This window comes from Pseudomonas sp. BW16M2 (assembly GCF_014268865.1).
GTDB lineage: Bacteria > Pseudomonadota > Gammaproteobacteria > Pseudomonadales > Pseudomonadaceae > Aquipseudomonas > Aquipseudomonas peradeniyensis.
This window is the reverse complement of record NZ_JABWRI010000030.1, coordinates 12759-32882: the sequence shown is the minus strand read 5'-3', so window position 1 is coordinate 32882 and position 20124 is coordinate 12759. Positions and strand designations below refer to the sequence as shown.

Below are 20124 nucleotides of genomic sequence, written 5' to 3'. Positions count from 1 at the left end.
GATCAGCCCCGGTTGCGTTGCAGGAAATCCAGCAACACCGGGAAATAGGCCTGGGGCTCTTCGTAGAACGGCATATGGCTGCTGTTGGGGAACACGTGCAGCTCGGCACGCCCGTGCAGCGCCAATTTCATGCGCATGGCGCAGGCCGGGGTCAGTTCGTCGTGCTGGCCGGTGGTGATCAGCACCGGCATGCGGAACGCGCCCATCTGCTCGAGGCGGTTCCAGTCCTTGAGATTGCCTATATAAAGGAACTCGTTGGGGCCCTGCATGGTGGTGTAGGGGCCCATGTTCCAGTCGCCCAGCGAACGCTGGATCGGCGCCGGCCATTCATCGAGCCGGCAGACGTGGCGGTAGTTGAGCAGGGTGATGGCGGCCTGGTACTGCGGGTGGTCGAGGGTACCCATGGCCTCGTGGCGCTGCATCATTGCCACCGTCTCGCTGCCCAGGGCGCCGCGCAGGCGCTCCAGTTCGGTGATCAGGTGTGGAATATCGCCGACGGTGTTCTCGAGAATCAGGCTTTTCAGCGACTGCGGGTGATGAATGGCGTACTCGATCGCCAGCCAGCCGCCCCAGGAATGCCCGAGCATGTGCACACGGCCCAGGTCCAGGGCCTGGCGCACCTGCTCGACCTCGGCCACGTAGCGGGTGATGTTCCACAGGCTGTCGTCATCCGGACGATCGGAGGCGCCGGTGCCCAGTTGGTCGAAGGCGACCACGCGGATGCCCTTATCCTTGAGCCAGGCATGGGCGTCGCGCAGGTAGTCGCAGGGCAGCCCCGGCCCGCCATTGAGGCACAGCAGCACCTCGTCCCCTTCGCCAAAGCTGTACACCACGAGATTGTGGCCATCGACCGATACGTTGAACTGCTGGTCAGGTTGCATCTCACGCCACATCGCTACTCTCCTGTTGGCCATGGCTTGCAGCTATAACTAACGCAGGAGTTTTCGTCGCCTACAAGCTAGTGTTTCCTATAGGTTTCGTATGGCAGTCCCGCGCCAAGCCGTGGCATTCTACGTGCCGGACTTAGAGATGGAAATGCAAAAGGAATCACAGGGAGTGTCAGGTATGCAGGCCAAGGTGGCTGAACTCAATGCGCGTCTGGCGTCGGACGACAGCCTCGATGAGCAGATGGACAGCGTCGCCGAGCTGGCGGCGCAACTGGGCTTCGATGCCCTGGTGTACGACTACAGCCCGGTGCCGCTGGATCATGTCGGCGAGCTGATCACCCCGAGCGTGGTCCGGCTGCGCCAGACCCCGAAGGACTGGCAGGACCTGTGGTGCTCCGAGGGCTTCTACCAGATCGACCCGGTGCAGCAGGTGGCGGTGTCCTCCATCGCGCCCTTCGTCTGGTCGTATCTACCCAAGGGCGAGACCGTCCTGCAGCGCCACATCGACCAGCGCCACGCCCCGGTGGTCGGCTACCTGCACGACGCGCAGCTGACCTGTGGCGTCACCGTGCCCATCCACCTGCCACGGGGCGGGCTGGCGACCCTGACCGGCTTGCGCCCCCAGGCCAGCCAGCGCGACCTGGACGACGCCCGGGAGCACCTGGGCGATTTCAGCCTGATCGCCCATGCCTTGCAGGAGGCTGCCTACCCCTTGCTGGCCAAGGAGTCCGCCACCCGCGTCATCCGCCTGACCCGCCGCGAGGTCGAATGCCTGCGCTGGGCCGCCGAAGGCCTGACGGCGGGGGAGATCGCCGAGAAGCTCAACCGCTCGCTGGCGACGATTTCCCTGCACCTGACCTCGGCCATGCACAAGCTGGGGGCGAAAAACCGCGTCCAGGCGGTCGCCCGGGCGGTGCACTACCGCCTGCTGGACCAATGAAGCAACAAAAAAGGTCGAAAACCTAGAGAACTCTCTAGTTATGCCGCGCCACGCGTAGGGTTATTGTGTGCTCCATGATTCGCACGGAGCCGGATGACATGGAACTCACCCAATCGCGTGAAGGTTTTGCCCCCTTCGGCAACTACAAGACCTGGTACCGCGTTACCGGTGACCTGGACTGTGGCCGCACCCCGTTGGTCATCCTGCATGGCGGCCCGGGTTGCACCTTTGATTATGTCGACGCCTACAAGGATGTCGCCGCCGGTGGCTACCCGGTCATCCACTACGACCAGCTGGGCAACGGCCGCTCGACCCACCTGCCGCAGATGCCGGCATCGTTCTGGACGGTCAAGCTGTTCCTCGAGGAGCTCGACAACCTGCTGGAACACCTGGGCATCAGCGAGCGCTACGCGCTGCTGGGCCAATCCTGGGGCGGCATGCTCGCCAGCGAGCACGCGGTGCGTCAGCCACGGGGCCTGCGCTGCTTGGTGATCGCTAACTCGCCGGCCGACATGCGCACCTGGGTACGCGAGGCCAACCGCCTGCGTGAAGAGCTGCCCAAGGAGGTCCAGGACACCCTGCTGCGCCACGAGGCCGTGGGCGACTACACCGCAGCCGACTACATCGCCGCCACCCGGGTGTTCTACGACCGCCACGTGTGCCGGCTCAAGCCTTGGCCGGAAGAAGTGGCGCGCACCTTCGCCCAGGTGGATGCCGACCCGACCGTGTACCACGCCATGACCGGTCCGAACGAGTTCCATATCATCGGCAGCACCAAGGACTGGACCATCGTCGACCGCCTGCCGCAGATCAATGTGCCGAGCCTGCTGATTTCCGGGCGTTATGACGAGGCCACGCCGCTGGTGGTCAAGCCCTATCTGGACCTGATCCCCGGGATCCGCTGGGCGCTGTTCGAGAACTCCAGCCATATGCCCCATGTCGAAGAGCGGGTGGCGTGCATGGGGACAGTGGTGAAGTTCCTCGACGAGAGTCTGTAGCACGTAGCATCCGACCGTTTTCCCTTCCTCAGGCCTGTCCGGGCGTTGCCCGGCGGGCCTGAGTTTTTTGCGCGGTGTTGTCAGGTAAGGGGCCAAGCCATCCACACGCAAGGCGTCTGCGCTGAAAGACGCTGTTCAGGGGGCATCAGCTGGAGGGCTTGTCGCTAGCGTCCTGCCCTTGCTGGCCTAGATGCTGCCGGGCGGGTGACGGGGCGTCACCCTTGGCAATCTGCTCGGCCGCCTGCTGGCGTTGCAGCGCAAGTTGGTCGCTGCGCTCCCTGAGGCGGTCGGCGCCGCCTTCGGCAAAGGCCGAGGTGGCCGAGATCGTTGCCAGCAGGGCGAGTGCGCACGCTAAGAATTTCATCACTGGAGTCTCCATCGATTGACCTGAAGGTCGGCCGCCTGGCGGCCGGGTTGAGGCAAGGATGGCGTGCGCGGATTTTCCCGGGATTAACAAACCGTTCAGTTGGCCAACAGTTGCTCGTGCACCCAGCCCTGGGCCGTAAGGACCATGGATCGGGTTTCCTCCAGCGGCTTGGCCGCGCTGGCGACCGCCTGGCCAAGCCCGGCGATATCGGCCTGGACCGCCGCGTCGCCGGCCCACCCCGGCAGTTCGGTGATCTGGTAGCTGTAGGTCACCTGGGACTGCTGGCGCCCATTGTGTTCGACAGGAGGGCTGAAGCCCTTGATGGTGGTGACCTGTGCCTTGCCGAAGCACAGGCCGCCGGTACTGGCGCCGTTCGCCTCGCGCCGGGCGTCGGCCTTGTAGTGGCGCCGGCCCTCGTCGGTGAGGTCGTAGGCGTAGTAGATATCGGTCCGCGCCGGCTGCCACAGGCGCTCCGGCACCTCGGTGCGGGCGACTTCCCGTTCGCTGACCACGCCGACCCGGGCCAGGGCGTGCAGGGCCTTGTTGGTGCCTTCCACATCGAAGTCACGGGTGCGCGTGGGGAAGGCGCTGATCACGAAACAGTGCGGGTACTGGGTGTCGAGGTAGGCCTGGGCAGCCTGGCGCAGGTCGGCTTCGCGGGGCTGTTGGCCGTCCGAGCAGCCGACCAGGGTCGCCAGCAGGGCCAGCGGTATGATCTTCCTGTCCATCGTAGGGCTTCCTTGAGTTGCCAATTGCAGGGATGCGCGCCGGCCGGGCCGGCTGGTGCGGGATTAGAACCCGCGGGCCAGAGCCCCCGCAATCGTGGCAAGACGACATATCCCCGAGGGTGTGCGCTGTTTCGCAGCACCCGGGCAGCGCCATGTCCGGCAAAATGCCGCTGCTCATCCATACTTCTTTGATCCGCCCTGGCGCCGCCGGGGCAACCGGCAACGGACAGACCTGCAGCGAACACAGAGGAGCCGCCGATGGCCAAGGGCGAAGGCAAGAAACGCAAGGGCGATGCCACGGACAGACTCGGGCGCAAGACCTACGAGGCAGAACTGCGGCGGTTGCACGTCGAGCTGGTCAAGCTGCAGCAGTGGGTGGTGGAGAAGGGCCTGAAGGTGTGCATCGTCTTCGAGGGCCGCGACGGCGCCGGCAAGGGCGGCACCATCAAGGCCATCACCGAGCGGGTGAGCCCGCGGGTGTTTCGCGTGGTGGCGCTGCCGGCCCCCACCGAGCGCGAGAAGACCCAGATGTATGCCCAGCGCTACCTGGTCCACCTGCCGGCGGCGGGCGAGGTGGTGATCTTCGATCGCAGCTGGTACAACCGCGCCGGCGTCGAGCGGGTGATGGGCTTCTGCACTGACGAGCAGGCCCACAAGTTCCTCACCGTGGTGCCGATGTTCGAGCGCATGATGGTCGAGTCGGGGATCATCCTCATCAAGTACTGGCTCGAGGTCAGCGCCGAGGAGCAGACCCGCCGCCTGCAGGACCGCATCAGCGACGGGCGCAAGCTGTGGAAGCTGTCGCCGATGGACGTCAAGTCCTACAACCGCTGGGACGACTACACCCGCGCCCGCGACGACATGTTCGCTGCCTCCGACTCGTCCTGGGCGCCCTGGTACATGGCGCGTTCGGAGGACAAGCGCAAGGCGCGGCTGAACATCATCAGCCACCTATTGCAACAGATCCCCTACAAGGACCTCAGCCAAGCGCACAAAGTGTCGTTGCCCAAGCGGGGCAAGATCGGCAAGCACAAGGCGCAGCCGTATCCGTTCAAGATGGTGGCGGAGCGGTTCTGATGCCGTGGCGGCGAATGCCAGCCTCTGTTCCGAGCACTCGGGCAAGGTGCACGTTGCGCTCCCCGGACAATCAGCCAGCAGACTGCATTCGCTCGACCAGGTCCCACAACCGCGGGTCGTCATAGTCCTCGATCACCAGCCTGGCCCCGGCTTCCAGCAAGCGCTCGGCGGGCTGGGTAGTCGCCAGCCCGACGGTGAAGATGCCGGCATCGACGGCGGCCTTGACGCCTGGCAGCGAGTCCTCGAATGCCAGTGTCTGTCCGGCTTCGGCGTCCAGTCGCTGCAGGCCGGTGAGGTAGGGCAGGGGGTCGGGTTTGGGGCGCGCCAGTTCATCCGCCACCAGCACGTGCTCGAAACGCGTGGCCAGGTCCATGGCACCGAGCATGTGCTCGGCGTTCAGGCGGGGCGCGTTGGTCACCACGCACATGCCGATGCCATGCCGCGTAGCGTGGTCCAGCAGGCGCAGCAGGCCGGGCATCGGCGCCAGGGCCGGTGACAGTTCGCGGAACAGTGCTTCCTTGCGTTCGGCCAGGGCCTGACGGCTGGCGGCATCGGCCTGGGGGAACAGTTCGGCGAACAACAGGCCGTTGGAGCGGCCGCTGACCTGGGTGTTGAACTGCTCCTGCGTCAGCTCACGGCCGTCATGGTCGAACAGCAGCTTGCGGAAGGCTTGCAGGTGCAAGGTGTCGGTGTCGGTGAGGGTCCCATCGAGGTCGAACAGCAGGGCGGTCAGCATCGGGCATCCTGAAGGGTGGAGAAACCATTCAGCATCATAAGGGATCAGGGGTGGGGAATGCACTTGGCTGGGGGCGTTCGAGGTTCTCGGCGGGAGAGTTGCAGCGCCTGTCAGATCGAGCGCCGCCCGCGCGGCGCATCGCGACGCAAGGCCGCTCCTACATTTGTTGCAACGTGCCGAACCTGTCAGGCCATGGTTGCCCGCCTTGGGGCATGGCTTGGGAGTGGCGGGGCAGCAAAGATGCCAGCCGTTTGTGCGTTAGTATGAGCGGCCAGGCATTCCCAGCACGGAGCACCCCACGTCATGCCTTTCGTCACTACCCGGAAAATTCTCTTTGGCGACTGCGATCCCGCCGGGATCGTCTATACGCCGCGCATTTCCTATTTCGTCATCGAGGCGATTCACGAGTTTCTCTCCCACTGCCTGGGCGGCGAAGGCCTGCGCAGGTTGTTCGCCATGGGCGTGATGCCGCCGGCGCGGGCCCTGTCCATCGAATTTCTGGCGCCCATGACCTGGGATGACCTGATCAGCGTGCAGGTCAGCAGTGGCGTGCCTGGGACGACCTCGTTCAGCTTTGCCGTGGAGGCACGCGGCGCCGGCGGCGAAGTGTGCTTTCGCGCCAGCATGACCCAGGTGTGCGTCTGCCCTGAGAGCAAGCAGCCAGTTGCAGTGCCCGAGGCATTGCGCCAGGCATTGAGCGAGCACATGGACTAGCGGGACATCGCGACGAATAGTTTCCCAATAAAAGAACAAACGTTTCAGCATCAATTGGATATAAAGTCCGAACGTGACCGGTTATTCAGTTGGCGTTTTTCGAGCAATTACGGTGTTGGCCACTGGTTGCTACCGGCGAAAGCTGTTAGTTTCGCCACCGCTGAGAAGCAAACAAGCAGGCCTGCAATGCGCCGCTTGCCGCCAACCGATTAATCAACGGTTGGCTGAACAGGGAACGATAATAAAAAATCCTAGGGAGGGATAACCGGATGAATCTGTACATCCGCCTGTTGCTGGCTGTCCTACGCGGTTTCTTCAAGCCGCCCATGGCCCTGACCGATACGCTGCACCGCACGCTGCGGGTCTGGCCGAACGATATCGATATCAACAAGCACATGAACAATGGTCGTTACATGACCATCGCCGACTTGTTCATGCTGGAACTTTGCCTGCGCGCGAAAATCCTCATTCCGGCCTTCAAGTTGGGCTGGAAACCGATGCTCGGCGGCAACTTGGTTGTCTACAAAAAGCAACTTTCCATGTTCGAAAAGTATACCGCCGAATTCAGCATCTGCTGCCTCGACGAAAACTGGACCTACTTCCAGTACAGCTTCTTCAACATGGCTGGCGAAGTGGTCGTGACCGGCTACTCCAAAGGCGCCTGGGTCGGCCGCAAGGGCCTGGTCGCCAACGCGGTGATTGCCGAGAAGCTCAAGGTCCAGCCCACCACCGCGCCGATGCCTGAAGCCGTGAAGAAATGGCTGGAAGCTGAAGCCCACGTCCTCGGCAAGGCCTGAGCCAGGCCGCGCGGCGGCCCTTTTGCCAACCATCTGATACCTGCAACGCCTGTCCATTGCTCCACCGTCCCCGGCCTCTGGCCCGGGCGTGCGCGGCAGGCTTTGCCGTGCCCGGCGTTCGCGCCGCACCTCGATCCATGAATGAGTAGGGAAACACCTCATGTCGAACACCTTGCTGTTGATGCTGGCCTTTTTCGCCGCCTTCCTGCTGGTCGCCGAGCTGTTCAGGCGCTACCGCCTGGTGGGCCTGACCTTCTTCGTCCTGTCGCTGCCAGCGCTGCTGATGCCCAACGCCAACCTGTTCATGCGCATCAAGACCATCAGCGTGCTGCTGCCCATGTGCTTCCTGGCCTATGCCCGCTACAAGCCAAGGATCGAAGGCTTCATCTACAAGCTCATCTACGTGGTGATCGTGCTGAACATCATCGAGGCCTCGGTGATCGACTGGCAGACCGGCAACATCCTCAACATCGCCGCCGCCGTGGGGCTGATCGTCTGCCTGCCGTACTCGCGCAAGCATTGGGAAGTTTCCGGGCGCCACAGTGATTTCGTGGTGCGTGTCCCGGCCTACTGGCCCTACCTCTACACCACCTGGAACCTGTGCTTCCTGTACTCGGCGCGGATCACCACCTTCGGCTACGCCCTGCCGCTGTTGCTGGCGCCGGTGGCGTACGCCTTGCTCCTGCGCCGCACGGACCTGTACTTCCAGGCCCGCGCCTACACCTTCGGCTTCTACCTGTTCGTGCGCACGCTGGCCGGCGACACACCGCTGATGAACCTGTCGGCCTTCGACCTGACGAACTGGTACAGCCCCGACGCGGCGCTCGCCTGGAGCGTCGTCAACGTGATTTTCACAGGCGCCTGCCTGTACAGCTACGGCGCAAGCCGCAACAAGAACAAAGCGATCGAACAAGGAGTTTGAAGCATGCTGGAAGTCATCCTGCTGGCGTTTTTCATCACCGTCAGCCCCGTGATCATCCTGATGAGCAAGACCCGCGCCGAGCCGTTGAAGCATGTGTACGTGGGCCTTTACTACGTGAAGTTCGTGCCGCTGCTGCTGGCGCTGTACGCGGTCAACCTCGGCACCAGCTTCCTGGCCTGGAAGTGGGTCCAGTTGAAGTGGCTGCTGCCTCGCTACTTCGGCTACCGCCACTACAACCGCGATTCCATCTCGATGGAAAGCACGCCGATCCCGGGCACCGACTACCACATGGGCTACATCCCGAAAAAGCTCCCCGCCGAGCTGGTCTACCGCTGGAGAAAGGACAAGGTCTACCACAACTACATCCAGTCGATCATCAAGGCCAACCGCGACTACTACAAGGTGCCGCTGGGCCAGTTCCCGCAGCCGACGGCCATCTCGGACGAGGACCTGCGGGTATTCCTGATGTCCTCGCAGATCACCCACTACCTGCAGACGGTCGATGGCGTGTCGACCTTCGACATGCGTGACTTCACCCGCGAGATCCGCCTGTCCAGCTCGGTGTTCGACGTGGCCAGCATCGCCATCGCCGAGGATTTTGCCGCCGACAGCATGCGCATCACCCTGCGCGACGGCTTCAGCGTCGGCCCGGGCGAGCCGCACTGGGACCTGGCCAAGGTGTACTTCATGTCCAACACCATGGTGTTCTTCATCCTCGGCGCGCACCTGCACCACCACCTGTTCTTCGCCGAAATGGGCGCGGCGTTCCTGTTCAACCTGGTACCCAGGGATTCGAACTTCCACAAGCTGATGGACCCGCACACCGCCTACATCCTGATGCTCAACCACCAGTTCAAGGAATCGCCGCTGTCGCTGCGCGAAACCACCGGCATCGCCGACAAGTTCCTCTACAGCTGCATCGGCTACTACTCGGCGCAGACCTTCTACAAGGTCGGCTATGAAAATGCCCTGAACATGTACAACAAGCGCGAGACCGAGGACCAGGCGCTGACCCAGAAATTCGAGATCAGGTTCGCCATCCCGTTCGACCAGTACCTCAATGGCCAGCACGCGCTCAACGCCCAGTACCGCGACTACTACGCGGCGGTGCTGAATTTCGTCTCGACCAGCTACGACGACCTGCTGCGCGACGGCTCCGAGCCCTACATCAACAACTGGGTCGCCGAGCTGTGCCGCTACGTCAACCTGCCGTGCCAGCCCGGCGACAAGGCCTTCAACATCGAGGTGATCGCCACCTATATCTGGTACGTGTCGTTCGTCCACTCCCTGGAGCACTACCAGTTCCACAAGTACAAGATGAACTACTGCCTGCTGACCCGGGTGCCGTTCTCGGTCGCCAGGCACCTGCCGCAGGACCAGGTGTTCAGCCAGTACGACATCTGGAAGTCCAAGCACATCGTGCACACCTTCGGCAAGAACCACCTCAATGCCGGCGTGTCGGAAAGCTATGCCGACCTGGACTACAAGTTCCGCGACCTGGCGCTGATCGATCGGCAGGAGCAGTTGAAGAAAGAGGTGCTGGGCCTGCTGGACAAACACCAGACCCCGAACGAGGCGATCGCCTTGTCCATTCGCTACTGAGGCGAGAGTCATCTTAACTAAATCCCCCAACTTCTCTCTAGTCGATAATCTCGGTATTTCAATAGTTTGCGTTTCAGTCAGCTCGCGGATTTTAATATTTACTTGTTGTTTTCGAGGTGAGGGTTCAGTTGGGTTGGAGCGTTGTTACTAAAAGTTGGCGAATAGGCTTGCAGCTACGCAATAAGAATTGTTGTTTTAGCTTCTTAAGGTTATATGGCTTTCTGCTGCTCGGGTGTAATGGCTCAAGATAGTCCTAAGGACGCTATCTATTGGTAAGTCCTGTCGATTACGTCCTTGTTTTTGGAACTCCTTTTGAAGATGCCGAATGTGCTTTCTCCGATACTGGGGTAAGCATTGCGTGATGTCTGCTGCTGACCATCCACAATCCAGCAGAAAAGCCAGTAATCCGTTTCTCCACACAATCGGTCCTTTTAATGCATCAGGTGTAATGCGCTTTGCTCGGGATCTGAGATGATTTTGTAGGTTGGTTGCGGGCGTGTCAGCTAGTAGTTCGCCTGCTCTAATGTCTGGAAACAGGAGTCCCTCGCTAAGTTTGGAAAGTCCCAGCCAAGCGTGAGTTGCTCGCACTGGACATAACTGAGGTAAACAACCAATAGTCAAAAGCTGGGGAGGTGACTTATGCGACTTTGGGGTTGGGCGAACGATTATCTGTATTTTTTTTGGCGCCACCACCACGTCCTCCAGGCTTAGTGCGCAAGTCTCATTCATCTCCAATCCGTACCAGTAAGAAACGAGCAATATCGCTCGATTACGCACTGATTTGAGGAGTTTATGATGTATCAGGCGTGCTCTATCCTGGTTCAGGAGGGCGCGGGCTTTTTTGAGCTCGTGTCGGTGGCGGGCGATCTCGCCTTTTAACATTTTAGTCAGTTCGGAGACGCAATGAAATGTAGGAGTCGTCTGTGAAGATATAGGTGCTTGTAAATATATTACTTTCTCCAACTCCCTGCAGAGCCTTAATGCGGTGGGGCATTGGGTGGGATCTGCAAATCCGAGTGTTCGATGATAGCGAGAGAGCGCTGTTAGGATCCGACCGATTTCGGCAGGGGTACGTCGGAAGCTATGCAACAGATAGAGGCACAATTCTTCAGCTGTACAGGGAAGGCCACCTTCATAGTAATTTTGGAAATCACGTATATAACCCATTGTTTGACGGTCAAATAGGGAGGGCGTGGGGCCTGGCATGGATAACGTTTTCATCGCGTCGCTTCCCCTATGCTTGTGATTCCGGCTTATTATTTTTTTTACGTTATGTGGCACCTTTTATTTCCAATAGGCATCATGGGAATGGAGCAACTGTGCGATTATCACATTGTGGAATCCGCCCCCATCCGTCATTGAAGACCTCCGCGAGGGGTTGGCATATCTACCTGAACATGAAGTCTATGTTGAGGGTTAAGATATGTCTAAAAAAAGCATAAAGCAAGCGACGCCCAGCAATGCTTTGATTGCTCAGATGCGTAATCGTGGGTCTGTTCGTAGCAGTATTTGGCATGTTTATAGCTTGAAAGCCAATAATGACTTGATCCTAGAAAGCCATCGTGAAGTCGCGCATTGGCTAATTTATCTTGAGTTTGACTCATCGATAGTAAGTTTCTGGAAGCCACGCGGCGATGAGTTTAATGCAGATCAGCGAGGTGGGCGCAAGGTAAAACTTGATGCGATTGCTACGAATGCCGAGGGCTTGATCGAGTGGCATGAGGTGAAGTCCGGATACATTGATGATCTAGAGGCTCATGAGCAACTGAAAGTTCAGAAGGAGTTGGCGCAGGCCGCAGGTGCTATTTACCGACTCTTCGATGAGTCAACACGAAGCGCCCGTCACTATGAAGTTGTACCCTTACTAAGATTGACAAATTTTGTGGCGTTGACGCGCTGGAGTGCAGATATCAACACAACGGAAGCGCTTCTTTTTAAACTCATTGGGCGAAATGGAACTGGTACTATTGGCAGTTTGGCGCAAATGCTACCCAACCTCGACATGACGGAGTTGGTCGGCGGGCTCAGCCGTTTGGCAATCAAAGGGCAGGTAGAGTTAACCATTGATGCTTTCAGCCCAAACCTGCAGACCGCATGGTCTTGTAAAGTTGAACGGCCATGAAGCGGGTTGTGATACCCCAGAGCGTGCAAGCCGGAAACTGGCCGAGACTGCCTGCCTCGGCAGTCCCCGAGGAGCACTGGCAGCTGTTCTGTCAGCGTCGCACTGCAGTGCAGATGTACATTGAAGGTCACGCTTTGCGCGCAATTGAGCAGAAGACCCACCTAAAAGGGTGGGAGGTTAATCGATTAGCGACCCGCTTTCTGACTTTGGATGATCAAGGCCAGTGCATTGGCGAAAGAGCTTTGCTTCCCTATATTCATCTCAAACCGTACGAGCGACGTAAGCCATCGGGTCACAAATACAGTGGCCAGCAGGGAGGGATGTCGGGCTGCCTTCAGCATTTGCTCAAGACATATCCGGAAATTGAAGAGCGGATGATCGCGGTTATCAAAGATTCCGCACAGACGCTTGATGATCAGAGGAACGCAATTGCGTTCCTTGCTAAAAAATTCATGCAGATTTTGCACGCCATTGCCCCTGACCATCGCGGTTGGCCGTATTCGACTAAGTATCAGGGGCGTGTGAGCATACGCCGCTATATTCTCGCTCTGCGCAACCACTTTCCGGCTTCGTACATCAATGCGCATGGCAGTCCCGAGGCGAGAGCGCATATTGTCACGGGTACCGGGCATCGGCCTCATCTCGTCGCGCAGCGACCGTTCGACGTTGTGGAATTGGATGGCCATTTTATCAGTGCTTTTTTTGTTTTGTTGGTGGAGCAAGTAAATGGCTTGATGCTACCGATTCCGTTAGACCGCATGTGGTTACTCGCTGCTATTGATCAATATTCCCATGCTGTGCTTGCGTACAAATTGGTCTTGCGAAGCCAGCCTGGGGCCAGTGATGTTCGCGAAGTGCTTGTGCGAGCAAGTTTGGGGGGGTGGAAGGCGCAAACACTGGAAAACACCAATTTCCCCTACAAAGTCGATGCGGGTTTTCCTTCTAGCGTGATTGAGGAATGTTGCGGTGTCACGTTCAGCGTGCTTAGTGTTGACTCGCATCTATCCAACATAGCTAAGAAAATTACGCTTCAAGCGCGGCAGGATTTCGGCTTCCATCATTACTTGGGACCAACCGGACGTTTTGAAACACGCGCAAAGATCGAGCGACTTTTTGCGGAGGTGGTACGACACACAGCTTTATTACCTTCGACAACCGGTAGTCACCCTCGCCATGGCAGAGCAGATGGCGCACAGGAAAAAGCCGTTGATTATCAGTTGGATCTGACGCGATTTATCCAAGCATTGGACGTCGCGCTAGCCAATTATAATACGGAACCGTCGGAAGGTATTGGCATGTTTTCGCCGTTGGGCTTGATTCGACAGTATATGAATCAAGCTGCCATACTACCACGCATTGCCGTTGAGCGTCGTGAACGGCTAAAAGTCGACTTGATTACTAAGTATGTCACGGTGCGCGGAAGCTTGCCGGAAGGGCGGCGGCCATATGTCATGCTGGATCGGGTCAGGTATACCAGTGAGCATTTGGCGGCCAACTTTGATCTGATCGGGCTCAGATTGTGTGTGGAAATTGATGAGCATGATTATCGCGCTGTCAACGCTTTTCTACCCAATGGTGCTGCAATAGGTGTACTCCACGCCTGTGGTTGGTGGGCGACTTTTAGGCATACGCCGTACATTAGACGTTTGGTTAATTCGTTGATTGCTCAACGAGCGTTGATTATCACTGAGGATCTTCCACCCAGTCAGCAGATCTGTGATTATTTCATTCGCCACAACGAACCCAACCGGGCGCTACTGGTTAAGCAGGCCGAGGACCCAAGGCTGTCGACACTGCCGCGCGCCATCGTGTCTGTGAAGAAACCGGTGAAGGATTACCTGCTTCAGCCGGATAAAGAATATCCTGGTCTTCCCTCAGCTGGGCATGCCGATAACCGAGGTGGATCATGAGTACTACTCATCCATTAATTTGTCATCAGGCGCAAATCATCACGCCTGCGTTCATTTGGGCGGTGCGGCTGTGCCTTGATCGGGTTGCACTGAGGCGTTCAGCTGTAATGTTTCGTGGGCAATCACGGGTTGGTAAAAGTCGCTGCGCTGTGTTTGTGGCCGAGCAGCTAAAAAAACAGTTTCCTGGATGCCATGTTGTTTCGCATATGGCGCTGAAGCGGAAAGATTCGCGCCCTAATTTATGTAGGGAGCTTTGTTATTCTGAAAACATTCTTCCTAATGAACGAGTGGAGCTGCGTTATCATATTGTGGCTCATGTGGAGTCATTATTGGCCGGGCAGCACGCTGGGCAGTATGTCTTGATTGTTGATGAAATACAAAAGTTCTTGCCTATTGATTTTTTTATTTTGGCGGATCTGTACAATTTATTACAGGTGAAGAAAATCTGCATGACGTTGATTGCCTTTGCTCAGCCGGATATCGATGCCGTGATCACCTTGATTAAGGCGACACGTGAGAAGCAGTTGACGGCGCGGTTCTTGACTGAAATATTGACTTACCCTGGTTGTCGCGGGGTGGATGAACTCGGTGTGATTTTGAATGCCTACGATATGGGCTCCGAGTTTCCCTCAGGCTCCGGTACGAGCTATACCGCGCATTTTATACCCAAAGCCTTCTCGGCAGGTTTTCGATTGGCGCGTGTCACCGAGCCGCTGTGGCGCGAGTTGTCGGCCAGTACCTCAGGGAATTACATGAACAATATCCCCATGGAACATCTGTGCGAGTCGGTACTCAATTTACTGCTCAGTCTCGCAGCCAAGGATAGCACTTCGATGGACATCGATCCTCGCTGGATAAGTGAGGCCGTGCAAAAAAGCAACCTACGGGCTTTTTGTGATGCATTATAACCGTGGCTATTTCTTTCCCGATGGGTTTCCCACGCCCTTCGAAGCGGCCTTTGCTACTGTGCAAAAAGCTGCGGTCATCAACGGGGTGCCGGCACGCGCTTTGTTGCTGGCCTTCAGTCCTGGCGAAGGCGACCATCGGTGGCGCCACGGCAGCGTGGCCAGCGCAACGATTCAAGGGTTGTACGCGCCCGGGCGCCCCTACCTGGCGAATACGCACTTCATTGGCAGCGTTGCACAATTTTTTGCCCCGCGTGCCATGGATAAATTGCAGTACTGCCCACTGTGTGCCGCTGACTCAGGCTACCTCTCGCTCTTTTTTCATTTGCGATGCGTCCGATGGTGTCCATGGCATCGGGTTGAACTCAAATCCTTGTGCGGGCAATGTGCTGATGCTGCGGTCTTTTGTCCCGATCCTAACAGTCAGCCGTGTGCCACCTGCGGTTATGCCGTGCCCAGCTTGAAAGTGATCCTCGACAGCTTGCGCTCGGGTCTCTGTGCTCAGCGTGCCGCCCATAGTTTGCGGCTATTTAGCACCCTGGCGCGTCTTCAGCGCCTGGGTATTTTAGACACCATGCGGTTGGGGGAGGGCCCTATAGATCCTCCCGCTCTGATTCAACCCCACAGTTTTTATGAGGCGTTCGAAGAAGACTCGGCCCTACGGCAATACCGGGTGGCATTAGACATGAAAGGGGGCGCGGATTGCCTGACGCAACCGCGGCAGGTGGACGTTGTCTATCGACGATTTGTGTCATTCTGGAGGTCGCGGCTACTTCGGCGCCATCGTCATTGCCTGCATAATGCCAATAGTTGCATGGGGATCCGCGAACGGGGATCGTGCGTGTTCGCGCTCACGCTGATGCTGTTTCGGCAGAAATTTGAAGCATTGCCTATTTCAAATTCTCGCATTTGTATGTCTGACGCGGCTCTGGAGTGTCTAAGTGAATTGGGCTTCACGCGTAGTAGCCTACGCAGTTATTTCAAAGTAATGTTTTATCGGTTGTTTTCCCGGCTGTGGTATCGCTGTGCCCATAGCAACGGTTTTTCTGTCCGTGTTGATTCTCGCTTCTTCTTCACACCCTTTCTGAGCAGAACGCCATCGCTTAGCGACTACCTCGGTGAGAGCATCCGAGGACGGGTCCATGAAATCATTATCGACTTGCCTGCCGGACTGCCGGTGCTCCGCAAGCTCATGAACCACGGGCGCACCGATGCGTTGCTGCGGATTTCCCACGTTGCCGGCACCGTTTCAGTTCATACCGATGCCCAGCCAAAGTTCTTGTTCGGTTTCGAAATCCTGGCGAGCGCCTTTGTATTTTGAGTTCAGTGCACTGTGCGGGATGAAGGATGTCACTGCTCGAGGCGATTAGTCATCGGAAGGCGCTCTGGCGTTCGCTTGAGGTGTGAGGGCCTGGCCAATTAGGTTGGTTGCACGACTGCCCAGCAGCGATCCTGCCTGGAAATAGCCCATCACGGTATTGATGCTGCGGTGCTCGGTCATCGCCATCACCTCTCCCAGTGGCACTCCCTGGCGCCCGGCCTCGGTGACAAAGCCTGAGCGCAGGCTGTGCGCTGCCCAATCCCCTTCAAGCCCGGCCAATTGCGCTCGACGCTTGACGATACGCGCCACCTGATCGCCTGATAGTCCGGTGCTACTGACCCGGCCGCCTCTGTACAGCCGTCGGAACAGTGGTCCGGTCTGCGCGGGCGCCGCCTCCAGCCACGCCTGCAGTGCGTGGGCCGCAGGCCCTTGCAGGGGCTTTTCCCGCCGCTCGCCACCTGTGTCAGTCTTCGTCGCCCCCAACGCGTAGAGCCAAGTGTCTGCGTCCAAGCGACGGAGGTCCTGAACCTGCAGGCCAATCACTTCTGAACGCCTGCGTCCGCCGCCACTCCACGCCAACAACAACAGAGCACGGTCGCGGAGGCCGCGAATACCGTCAGTACAGGTAGCAAGCATCGCTTGCAGCGGTTCCAACACCACGGCGGTTTTCTTGCGAACCGAGACGCCGTGGCGAGCCTGGGCCTTACGGGCTTCACGCAACAGGGTTTTTACGACCTGACTCTCTGCCGGGTTTTCCCACTGCTGCAGGCGATGCCACTTGGCCAGGACTGCCAGGCGGTGGCTGACCGTGCTGAACGCCAACGGGCCTGGTTTTCCCTTGACGCCGGCGGCGACCAGCGCGGCATCGAGATTCGCTGGCAGCAGGTGGCTCCAGCCGCCCGCACCGTCGGGTCGGGCAAGGTGGTCGACAATGAACTGCACCGCCACCTCCGAGGGCAAGGCGCCATCACCGAGTGCGCGTCGGTAGCGCAGTTGCAGCCAGGCGGACCAATAGGCGAGGGCGCTCTGGTAGCTGCGCACAGTGTTGGCCGCAGTACCGGCGGCGATGAATGCCTCAGCAGCGGCGCGTGTGCTGGCGGCCAGCTCTGCTAGCACCAGCGGCTGGGAGGAGGGCATCGGTACCGGCTCTGTCAATCTCATCTCGCTCAGCGCTGTAATAGGTTCGGATAACCTGGTGCTTATCAGACCCAATATACCGAGACGTAGACTTAGAAGGTAAGTGTTTCAGTAGATTGTGAAACAATGCTAGGCGCTCGTCGTACAGTCTGAACGCTGTTCGCGTTTGAGAGTTATGGCTAGGGGACGACGGTCTCCGCTGAAACTGCGCGTCCCCATCGCCTGTGTCGAGCAAAGGCACCTTACCGTACTGGCCTGGACAGCTTTATGCTTCTCCCATTCACCAGGCTAGCGTTGCTCTATCTATCTTCGGGTGCCAAGGGCTGAGCCGCAGGGGCGGGTGAAGGTTTACTTTTTCTTCGAGCAATGTGCTGACGAGGCGCGGTGAAAGCGCCGCTCATCTGCTGCTGCGGAATCAAAACGAATCCTTTACGGTGTGGTGAACTCGTTTGTTGTAGACCTCATCAAAACAGCGAGAACCCCATGAAAACGAATCTATTGGCCACAGTGCTGCTCAGTGCCTGCACTATGCTGCTCGGTGGCTGTTTCGACCGTGACAACGACCATCCAGCCAAGGACGCCGACCCGAGCAAGCCCTCGCTGCAGATGCAGCAGCCCGATACACCCACGACCAACCCGTCCCCTGAGACCAGACCGCAGAATCCATGAGCGAGGTACCGGGCATGGTGGCGATGACTGAGGGTGTGACCGACAAGGCGACCGATGGACTTGAGCATCGCTATCGGGTCCTGCTCAAGGGCCCTGATCCGGCAGGCGAGGCTTGGCTGCAGCAGCAACTGCGCCATGTGCGCACGCTTGCGGACGACCTGCCGGATGATCCCGGGCGCTTGCCGGAATGGGCAGAGGCCCATGCCCAGCGGGTCGCCAGTGAACACACGGCCTATCTTGAACAGCGGCGCCAGGGGGCCGCGCGCCGCTACTTCGACAACCGGGCCCATGCCTTGTGGTTCCTGCAACAGGTCGCGCCGACCAAGGCGGTCGATGGTGCATGGTTGCACGGCGCCCTGTGCCATTGGCGGGACCCGCGTTTTCACGGGTTGATCCGCACCTTTCTCGAAGAACTGGGTGACGGCGATCCGCGTTGCAATCACGTGTTGATCTATCAGCGGTTGCTCAGTCGTCTCGGCTGCCTGCAAGGGGCACCGCTACCTTCCGCACGTTACCTGCAAGGCGCGCTGCAACTGGCCTTGGGGCAGCACTGTGATCGTTTTCTGCCGGAAGTGATCGGTTACAACCTGGGGTACGAGCAGCCACCGTTGCACCTGCTGATCACCACCCATGAGCTGGCAGAGCTGGGCATCGACGCCCATTACTTCCAGCTGCATGTGACCATCGACAACGCCGCCAGCGGTCATGCGCGGCGCTCCCTGGAGAGCTTCATCGACCTGGCCAGTGACCAGGGACCGGCGTTCTATGAGCGCGTCAGGCATGGCTATCGGCTCAATGACCTGGGCGTCGACACGCCGTCGTTGATCGCTTCGTTCGACCTGCAAGCCGAGTTGCTCGATGCCCTGGAACGTAAGCGCGTCTATGGACAGTGCATGCATTCGGACCGCTGTCGCCTGCAGAGACGCACCATCAACCAGTGGCTCTCCGAGCCCGGTGCGATGCCCGCTTTCCTCGATGAGCTGCAAGCCCAGGGTTGGATCAAGCGCAATAGCGATCCCAGGCAGAGTCGATTCTGGTCGCTGATCGATGGCCCGCTGGCGGCGATGTTTGGTGTATTCAATGCCTATGAAAAGCAGCTCTGGCACGACTGGATCGCCGGCACCTGGCAGGGCGCCGGTGTGCGTCGGGTGCCACCGGGGCAGTGGGAGCAGGCCTTGCGACTGGAAAATGACGCGCCCGGTGAAGCGCCTGCTGCGGACATGGCGGCGCTGATCGAAGCGATGGCCGGCAATCGCCATTCCACGCCTCAGGGCCTGCGCGCCACCCGCGCGTTCATCCAGGCCACCGGCTTGATGCAGGGAGGGCCGAATTGATGCTGCTCGACCAGGACCAGACCCGTGCCGACGAGGCCTTGCTGCAGCTGGGGCGGCGCCTGCGTGCCGACGGTTATCGTTTTACTTGCGTGACCCCGGCGACCCAGGCCAGGGTCAATGCCCGCGCCGAAGCGCGCCAGGCTCGCACTCTGCGCGATGTGTTCGGCTGGAGCCGACCGTTCGCCGCGTCGCTGCTCAGCGCTGACGAACTGCAACACCTGCATACTGCCGGCGTGCTCGAACCACAAGGCACATTGTGGCGCAGCAGGGTGCGTTGGTCGAGCCTGGACGACCTGCTGCTGGTGCATTCCGCCTGGCCGACCGACAGCCGCGATGCCGTGTTCTTCGGCCCCGACAGTTACAGGTTCGCCCAGATGATCCAGGATCACCTGCGGCACAGCCCCCAGCGCGTGCAGCATGCCGTCGACATCGGCTGCGGCAGTGGCGTCGGCGCGTTGCTGATCGCCCGGGCCGCGCAGCATGCGCAGGTCAGCGCGGTGGACATCAACCCAGTGGCCCTGCGCCACACCGCCATCAATGCGGCACTGGCTGGCGTGGCCAACGTCTCGGTGGAGCCCAGTGACGTGCTCGACGGTATCGTCGGCACGTTCGACCTGATCGTCGCCAACCCGCCCTACATGCTCGACGCCGCCCAGCGCGCTTACCGCCACGGCGGGGGCGCGTTGGGCGCCGAACTGTCCCTGCGTATTGTCGAGCAGGCCCGCGAGCGACTGTCGATCGGCGGCACGTTGCTGCTGTACACCGGTGTCGCGATCGTCGAGGGGCGTGACGCGCTGCTCGAAGCCGTACGCCTGCGCCTGGCCGGTCCTGCATTCGGCTGGTCGTACCGGGAACTGGACCCGGACGTGTTCGGCGAGCAGTTGCTCGAGCCTGGTTACGAACAGGTCGAGCGCATCGCCGCCGTCGCCCTGACTGTTACCCGCAGGGGGTGATGTCG

General features: G+C 59.4%; 19 protein-coding genes. 14 read left to right on the top strand and 5 right to left on the bottom strand.

What is annotated here, in order from left to right; all coding sequences use genetic code 11:
* Positions 1 to 2: 2 nt before the first annotated feature.
* Positions 3 to 893, bottom strand: a complete 891-nt coding sequence (locus HU735_RS21880; RefSeq protein ID WP_186715266.1) for a proline iminopeptidase-family hydrolase — start codon at positions 891 to 893, stop codon at positions 3 to 5.
* A gap of 172 nt (positions 894 to 1065) precedes the next feature.
* On the opposite strand from HU735_RS21880, the gene HU735_RS21875 reads away from it, so the two are divergent.
* Both HU735_RS21875 and HU735_RS21870 read left to right on the top strand, forming a co-directional pair.
* The gene (locus HU735_RS21875; protein ID WP_186715307.1) at positions 1066 to 1827 is read left to right on the top strand and encodes a LuxR family transcriptional regulator; all 762 of its coding nucleotides are present in this window, start codon (positions 1066 to 1068) and stop codon (positions 1825 to 1827) included.
* Between the two features lie 98 nt (positions 1828 to 1925).
* Positions 1926 to 2825: a proline iminopeptidase-family hydrolase gene (locus HU735_RS21870; RefSeq protein ID WP_050705550.1), complete on the top strand. Its 900-nt coding sequence runs from the start codon at positions 1926 to 1928 to the stop codon at positions 2823 to 2825.
* Positions 2826 to 2970: 145 nt separating this feature from the next.
* Here the strand turns inward: HU735_RS21870 and HU735_RS21865 are convergent, their stop codons facing one another.
* Positions 2971 to 3189 carry a hypothetical protein gene (locus tag HU735_RS21865; RefSeq protein WP_186715264.1) on the bottom strand — a complete coding sequence of 73 codons (219 nt, stop codon included), beginning with the start codon at positions 3187 to 3189 and terminating at the stop codon, positions 2971 to 2973.
* A 98-nt stretch (positions 3190 to 3287) separates the two neighbouring features.
* Complete coding sequence (locus HU735_RS21860; protein WP_186715262.1) at positions 3288 to 3920, bottom strand: hypothetical protein; 633 nt, start codon at positions 3918 to 3920, stop codon at positions 3288 to 3290.
* 258 nt (positions 3921 to 4178) lie between these two features.
* Here HU735_RS21860 and ppk2 point away from each other — a divergent pair, with 258 nt between their 5' ends.
* Positions 4179 to 4997: a polyphosphate kinase 2 gene (gene ppk2 / locus HU735_RS21855; protein WP_186715260.1), complete on the top strand. Its 819-nt coding sequence runs from the start codon at positions 4179 to 4181 to the stop codon at positions 4995 to 4997.
* Between the two features lie 70 nt (positions 4998 to 5067).
* Here the strand turns inward: ppk2 and HU735_RS21850 are convergent, their stop codons facing one another.
* A complete protein-coding gene (locus HU735_RS21850) occupies positions 5068 to 5733 on the bottom strand; it encodes an HAD-IA family hydrolase (RefSeq protein WP_186715259.1) in 666 nt (221 codons plus the stop codon).
* Between the two features lie 303 nt (positions 5734 to 6036).
* Here HU735_RS21850 and HU735_RS21845 point away from each other — a divergent pair, with 303 nt between their 5' ends.
* The 8 genes from HU735_RS21845 (at position 6037) to HU735_RS21810 (ending at position 16026) form a co-directional block, all read left to right on the top strand.
* On the top strand, positions 6037 to 6447 hold the full coding sequence (locus tag HU735_RS21845; RefSeq protein WP_186715258.1) for a thioesterase family protein: 411 nt from the start codon (positions 6037 to 6039) through the stop codon (positions 6445 to 6447).
* A gap of 326 nt (positions 6448 to 6773) precedes the next feature.
* Complete coding sequence (locus HU735_RS21840; RefSeq protein WP_186715257.1) at positions 6774 to 7244, top strand: thioesterase family protein; 471 nt, start codon at positions 6774 to 6776, stop codon at positions 7242 to 7244.
* A 160-nt stretch (positions 7245 to 7404) separates the two neighbouring features.
* Positions 7405 to 8166 carry a hypothetical protein gene (locus tag HU735_RS21835; protein ID WP_186715256.1) on the top strand — a complete coding sequence of 254 codons (762 nt, stop codon included), beginning with the start codon at positions 7405 to 7407 and terminating at the stop codon, positions 8164 to 8166.
* 3 nt (positions 8167 to 8169) lie between these two features.
* The gene (locus HU735_RS21830; protein ID WP_186715255.1) at positions 8170 to 9768 is read left to right on the top strand and encodes a hypothetical protein; all 1599 of its coding nucleotides are present in this window, start codon (positions 8170 to 8172) and stop codon (positions 9766 to 9768) included.
* 1423 nt (positions 9769 to 11191) lie between these two features.
* A complete protein-coding gene (locus HU735_RS21825) occupies positions 11192 to 11890 on the top strand; it encodes a hypothetical protein (RefSeq protein ID WP_186715254.1) in 699 nt (232 codons plus the stop codon).
* A gap of 113 nt (positions 11891 to 12003) precedes the next feature.
* A complete protein-coding gene (locus HU735_RS21820) occupies positions 12004 to 13800 on the top strand; it encodes a hypothetical protein (protein WP_186715253.1) in 1797 nt (598 codons plus the stop codon).
* Positions 13797 to 14708, top strand: a complete 912-nt coding sequence (locus tag HU735_RS21815) for an ATP-binding protein (protein WP_186715252.1) — start codon at positions 13797 to 13799, stop codon at positions 14706 to 14708. Before HU735_RS21820 ends, HU735_RS21815 begins: the two co-directional genes overlap by 4 nt.
* Positions 14698 to 16026, top strand: coding sequence for a hypothetical protein (locus HU735_RS21810; RefSeq protein ID WP_186715251.1), 1329 nt, complete (start codon positions 14698 to 14700; stop codon positions 16024 to 16026). Before HU735_RS21815 ends, HU735_RS21810 begins: the two co-directional genes overlap by 11 nt.
* Before the next feature lie 45 nt (positions 16027 to 16071).
* On the opposite strand, the gene HU735_RS21805 is transcribed toward HU735_RS21810, so the two are convergent.
* Entirely contained in the window at positions 16072 to 17163 is a 1092-nt protein-coding gene (locus HU735_RS21805) for a site-specific integrase (RefSeq protein ID WP_186715250.1), read from the bottom strand.
* A gap of 483 nt (positions 17164 to 17646) precedes the next feature.
* Between HU735_RS21805 and HU735_RS21800 the strand changes: the two genes are divergently transcribed.
* The 3 genes from HU735_RS21800 to HU735_RS21790 are packed head-to-tail and all read left to right on the top strand — an operon-like array spanning position 17647 to position 20119.
* Positions 17647 to 17832 carry a hypothetical protein gene (locus HU735_RS21800; RefSeq protein WP_186715249.1) on the top strand — a complete coding sequence of 62 codons (186 nt, stop codon included), beginning with the start codon at positions 17647 to 17649 and terminating at the stop codon, positions 17830 to 17832.
* Positions 17833 to 17846: 14 nt separating this feature from the next.
* Positions 17847 to 19166 (top strand): iron-containing redox enzyme family protein, encoded by a 1320-nt coding sequence (locus HU735_RS21795; RefSeq protein ID WP_186715306.1) that lies wholly within the window; start codon positions 17847 to 17849, stop codon positions 19164 to 19166.
* Positions 19166 to 20119, top strand: coding sequence for a class I SAM-dependent methyltransferase (locus HU735_RS21790; protein WP_186715248.1), 954 nt, complete (start codon positions 19166 to 19168; stop codon positions 20117 to 20119). Before HU735_RS21795 ends, HU735_RS21790 begins: the two co-directional genes overlap by 1 nt.
* Positions 20120 to 20124 lie beyond the last annotated feature (5 nt).

Excerpts from the sequence above, each read along its gene's own strand:
- HU735_RS21880 (WP_186715266.1), bottom strand. The coding sequence starts at position 893 with ATGTGGCGTGAGATGCAACCTGACCAGCAGTTCAACGTATCGGTCGAT.
- HU735_RS21875 (WP_186715307.1), top strand. The coding sequence starts at position 1,066 with ATGCAGGCCAAGGTGGCTGAACTCAATGCGCGTCTGGCGTCGGACGAC.
- HU735_RS21870 (WP_050705550.1), top strand. The coding sequence starts at position 1,926 with ATGGAACTCACCCAATCGCGTGAAGGTTTTGCCCCCTTCGGCAACTAC.
- HU735_RS21865 (WP_186715264.1), bottom strand. The coding sequence starts at position 3,189 with ATGAAATTCTTAGCGTGCGCACTCGCCCTGCTGGCAACGATCTCGGCC.
- HU735_RS21860 (WP_186715262.1), bottom strand. The coding sequence starts at position 3,920 with ATGGACAGGAAGATCATACCGCTGGCCCTGCTGGCGACCCTGGTCGGC.
- ppk2 (WP_186715260.1), top strand. The coding sequence starts at position 4,179 with ATGGCCAAGGGCGAAGGCAAGAAACGCAAGGGCGATGCCACGGACAGA.
- HU735_RS21850 (WP_186715259.1), bottom strand. The coding sequence starts at position 5,733 with ATGCTGACCGCCCTGCTGTTCGACCTCGATGGGACCCTCACCGACACC.
- HU735_RS21845 (WP_186715258.1), top strand. The coding sequence starts at position 6,037 with ATGCCTTTCGTCACTACCCGGAAAATTCTCTTTGGCGACTGCGATCCC.
- HU735_RS21840 (WP_186715257.1), top strand. The coding sequence starts at position 6,774 with ATGGCCCTGACCGATACGCTGCACCGCACGCTGCGGGTCTGGCCGAAC.
- HU735_RS21835 (WP_186715256.1), top strand. The coding sequence starts at position 7,405 with ATGTCGAACACCTTGCTGTTGATGCTGGCCTTTTTCGCCGCCTTCCTG.
- HU735_RS21830 (WP_186715255.1), top strand. The coding sequence starts at position 8,170 with ATGCTGGAAGTCATCCTGCTGGCGTTTTTCATCACCGTCAGCCCCGTG.
- HU735_RS21825 (WP_186715254.1), top strand. The coding sequence starts at position 11,192 with ATGTCTAAAAAAAGCATAAAGCAAGCGACGCCCAGCAATGCTTTGATT.
- HU735_RS21820 (WP_186715253.1), top strand. The coding sequence starts at position 12,004 with ATGTACATTGAAGGTCACGCTTTGCGCGCAATTGAGCAGAAGACCCAC.
- HU735_RS21815 (WP_186715252.1), top strand. The coding sequence starts at position 13,797 with ATGAGTACTACTCATCCATTAATTTGTCATCAGGCGCAAATCATCACG.
- HU735_RS21810 (WP_186715251.1), top strand. The coding sequence starts at position 14,698 with ATGCATTATAACCGTGGCTATTTCTTTCCCGATGGGTTTCCCACGCCC.
- HU735_RS21805 (WP_186715250.1), bottom strand. The coding sequence starts at position 17,163 with ATGCCCTCCTCCCAGCCGCTGGTGCTAGCAGAGCTGGCCGCCAGCACA.
- HU735_RS21800 (WP_186715249.1), top strand. The coding sequence starts at position 17,647 with ATGAAAACGAATCTATTGGCCACAGTGCTGCTCAGTGCCTGCACTATG.
- HU735_RS21795 (WP_186715306.1), top strand. The coding sequence starts at position 17,847 with ATGGTGGCGATGACTGAGGGTGTGACCGACAAGGCGACCGATGGACTT.
- HU735_RS21790 (WP_186715248.1), top strand. The coding sequence starts at position 19,166 with ATGCTGCTCGACCAGGACCAGACCCGTGCCGACGAGGCCTTGCTGCAG.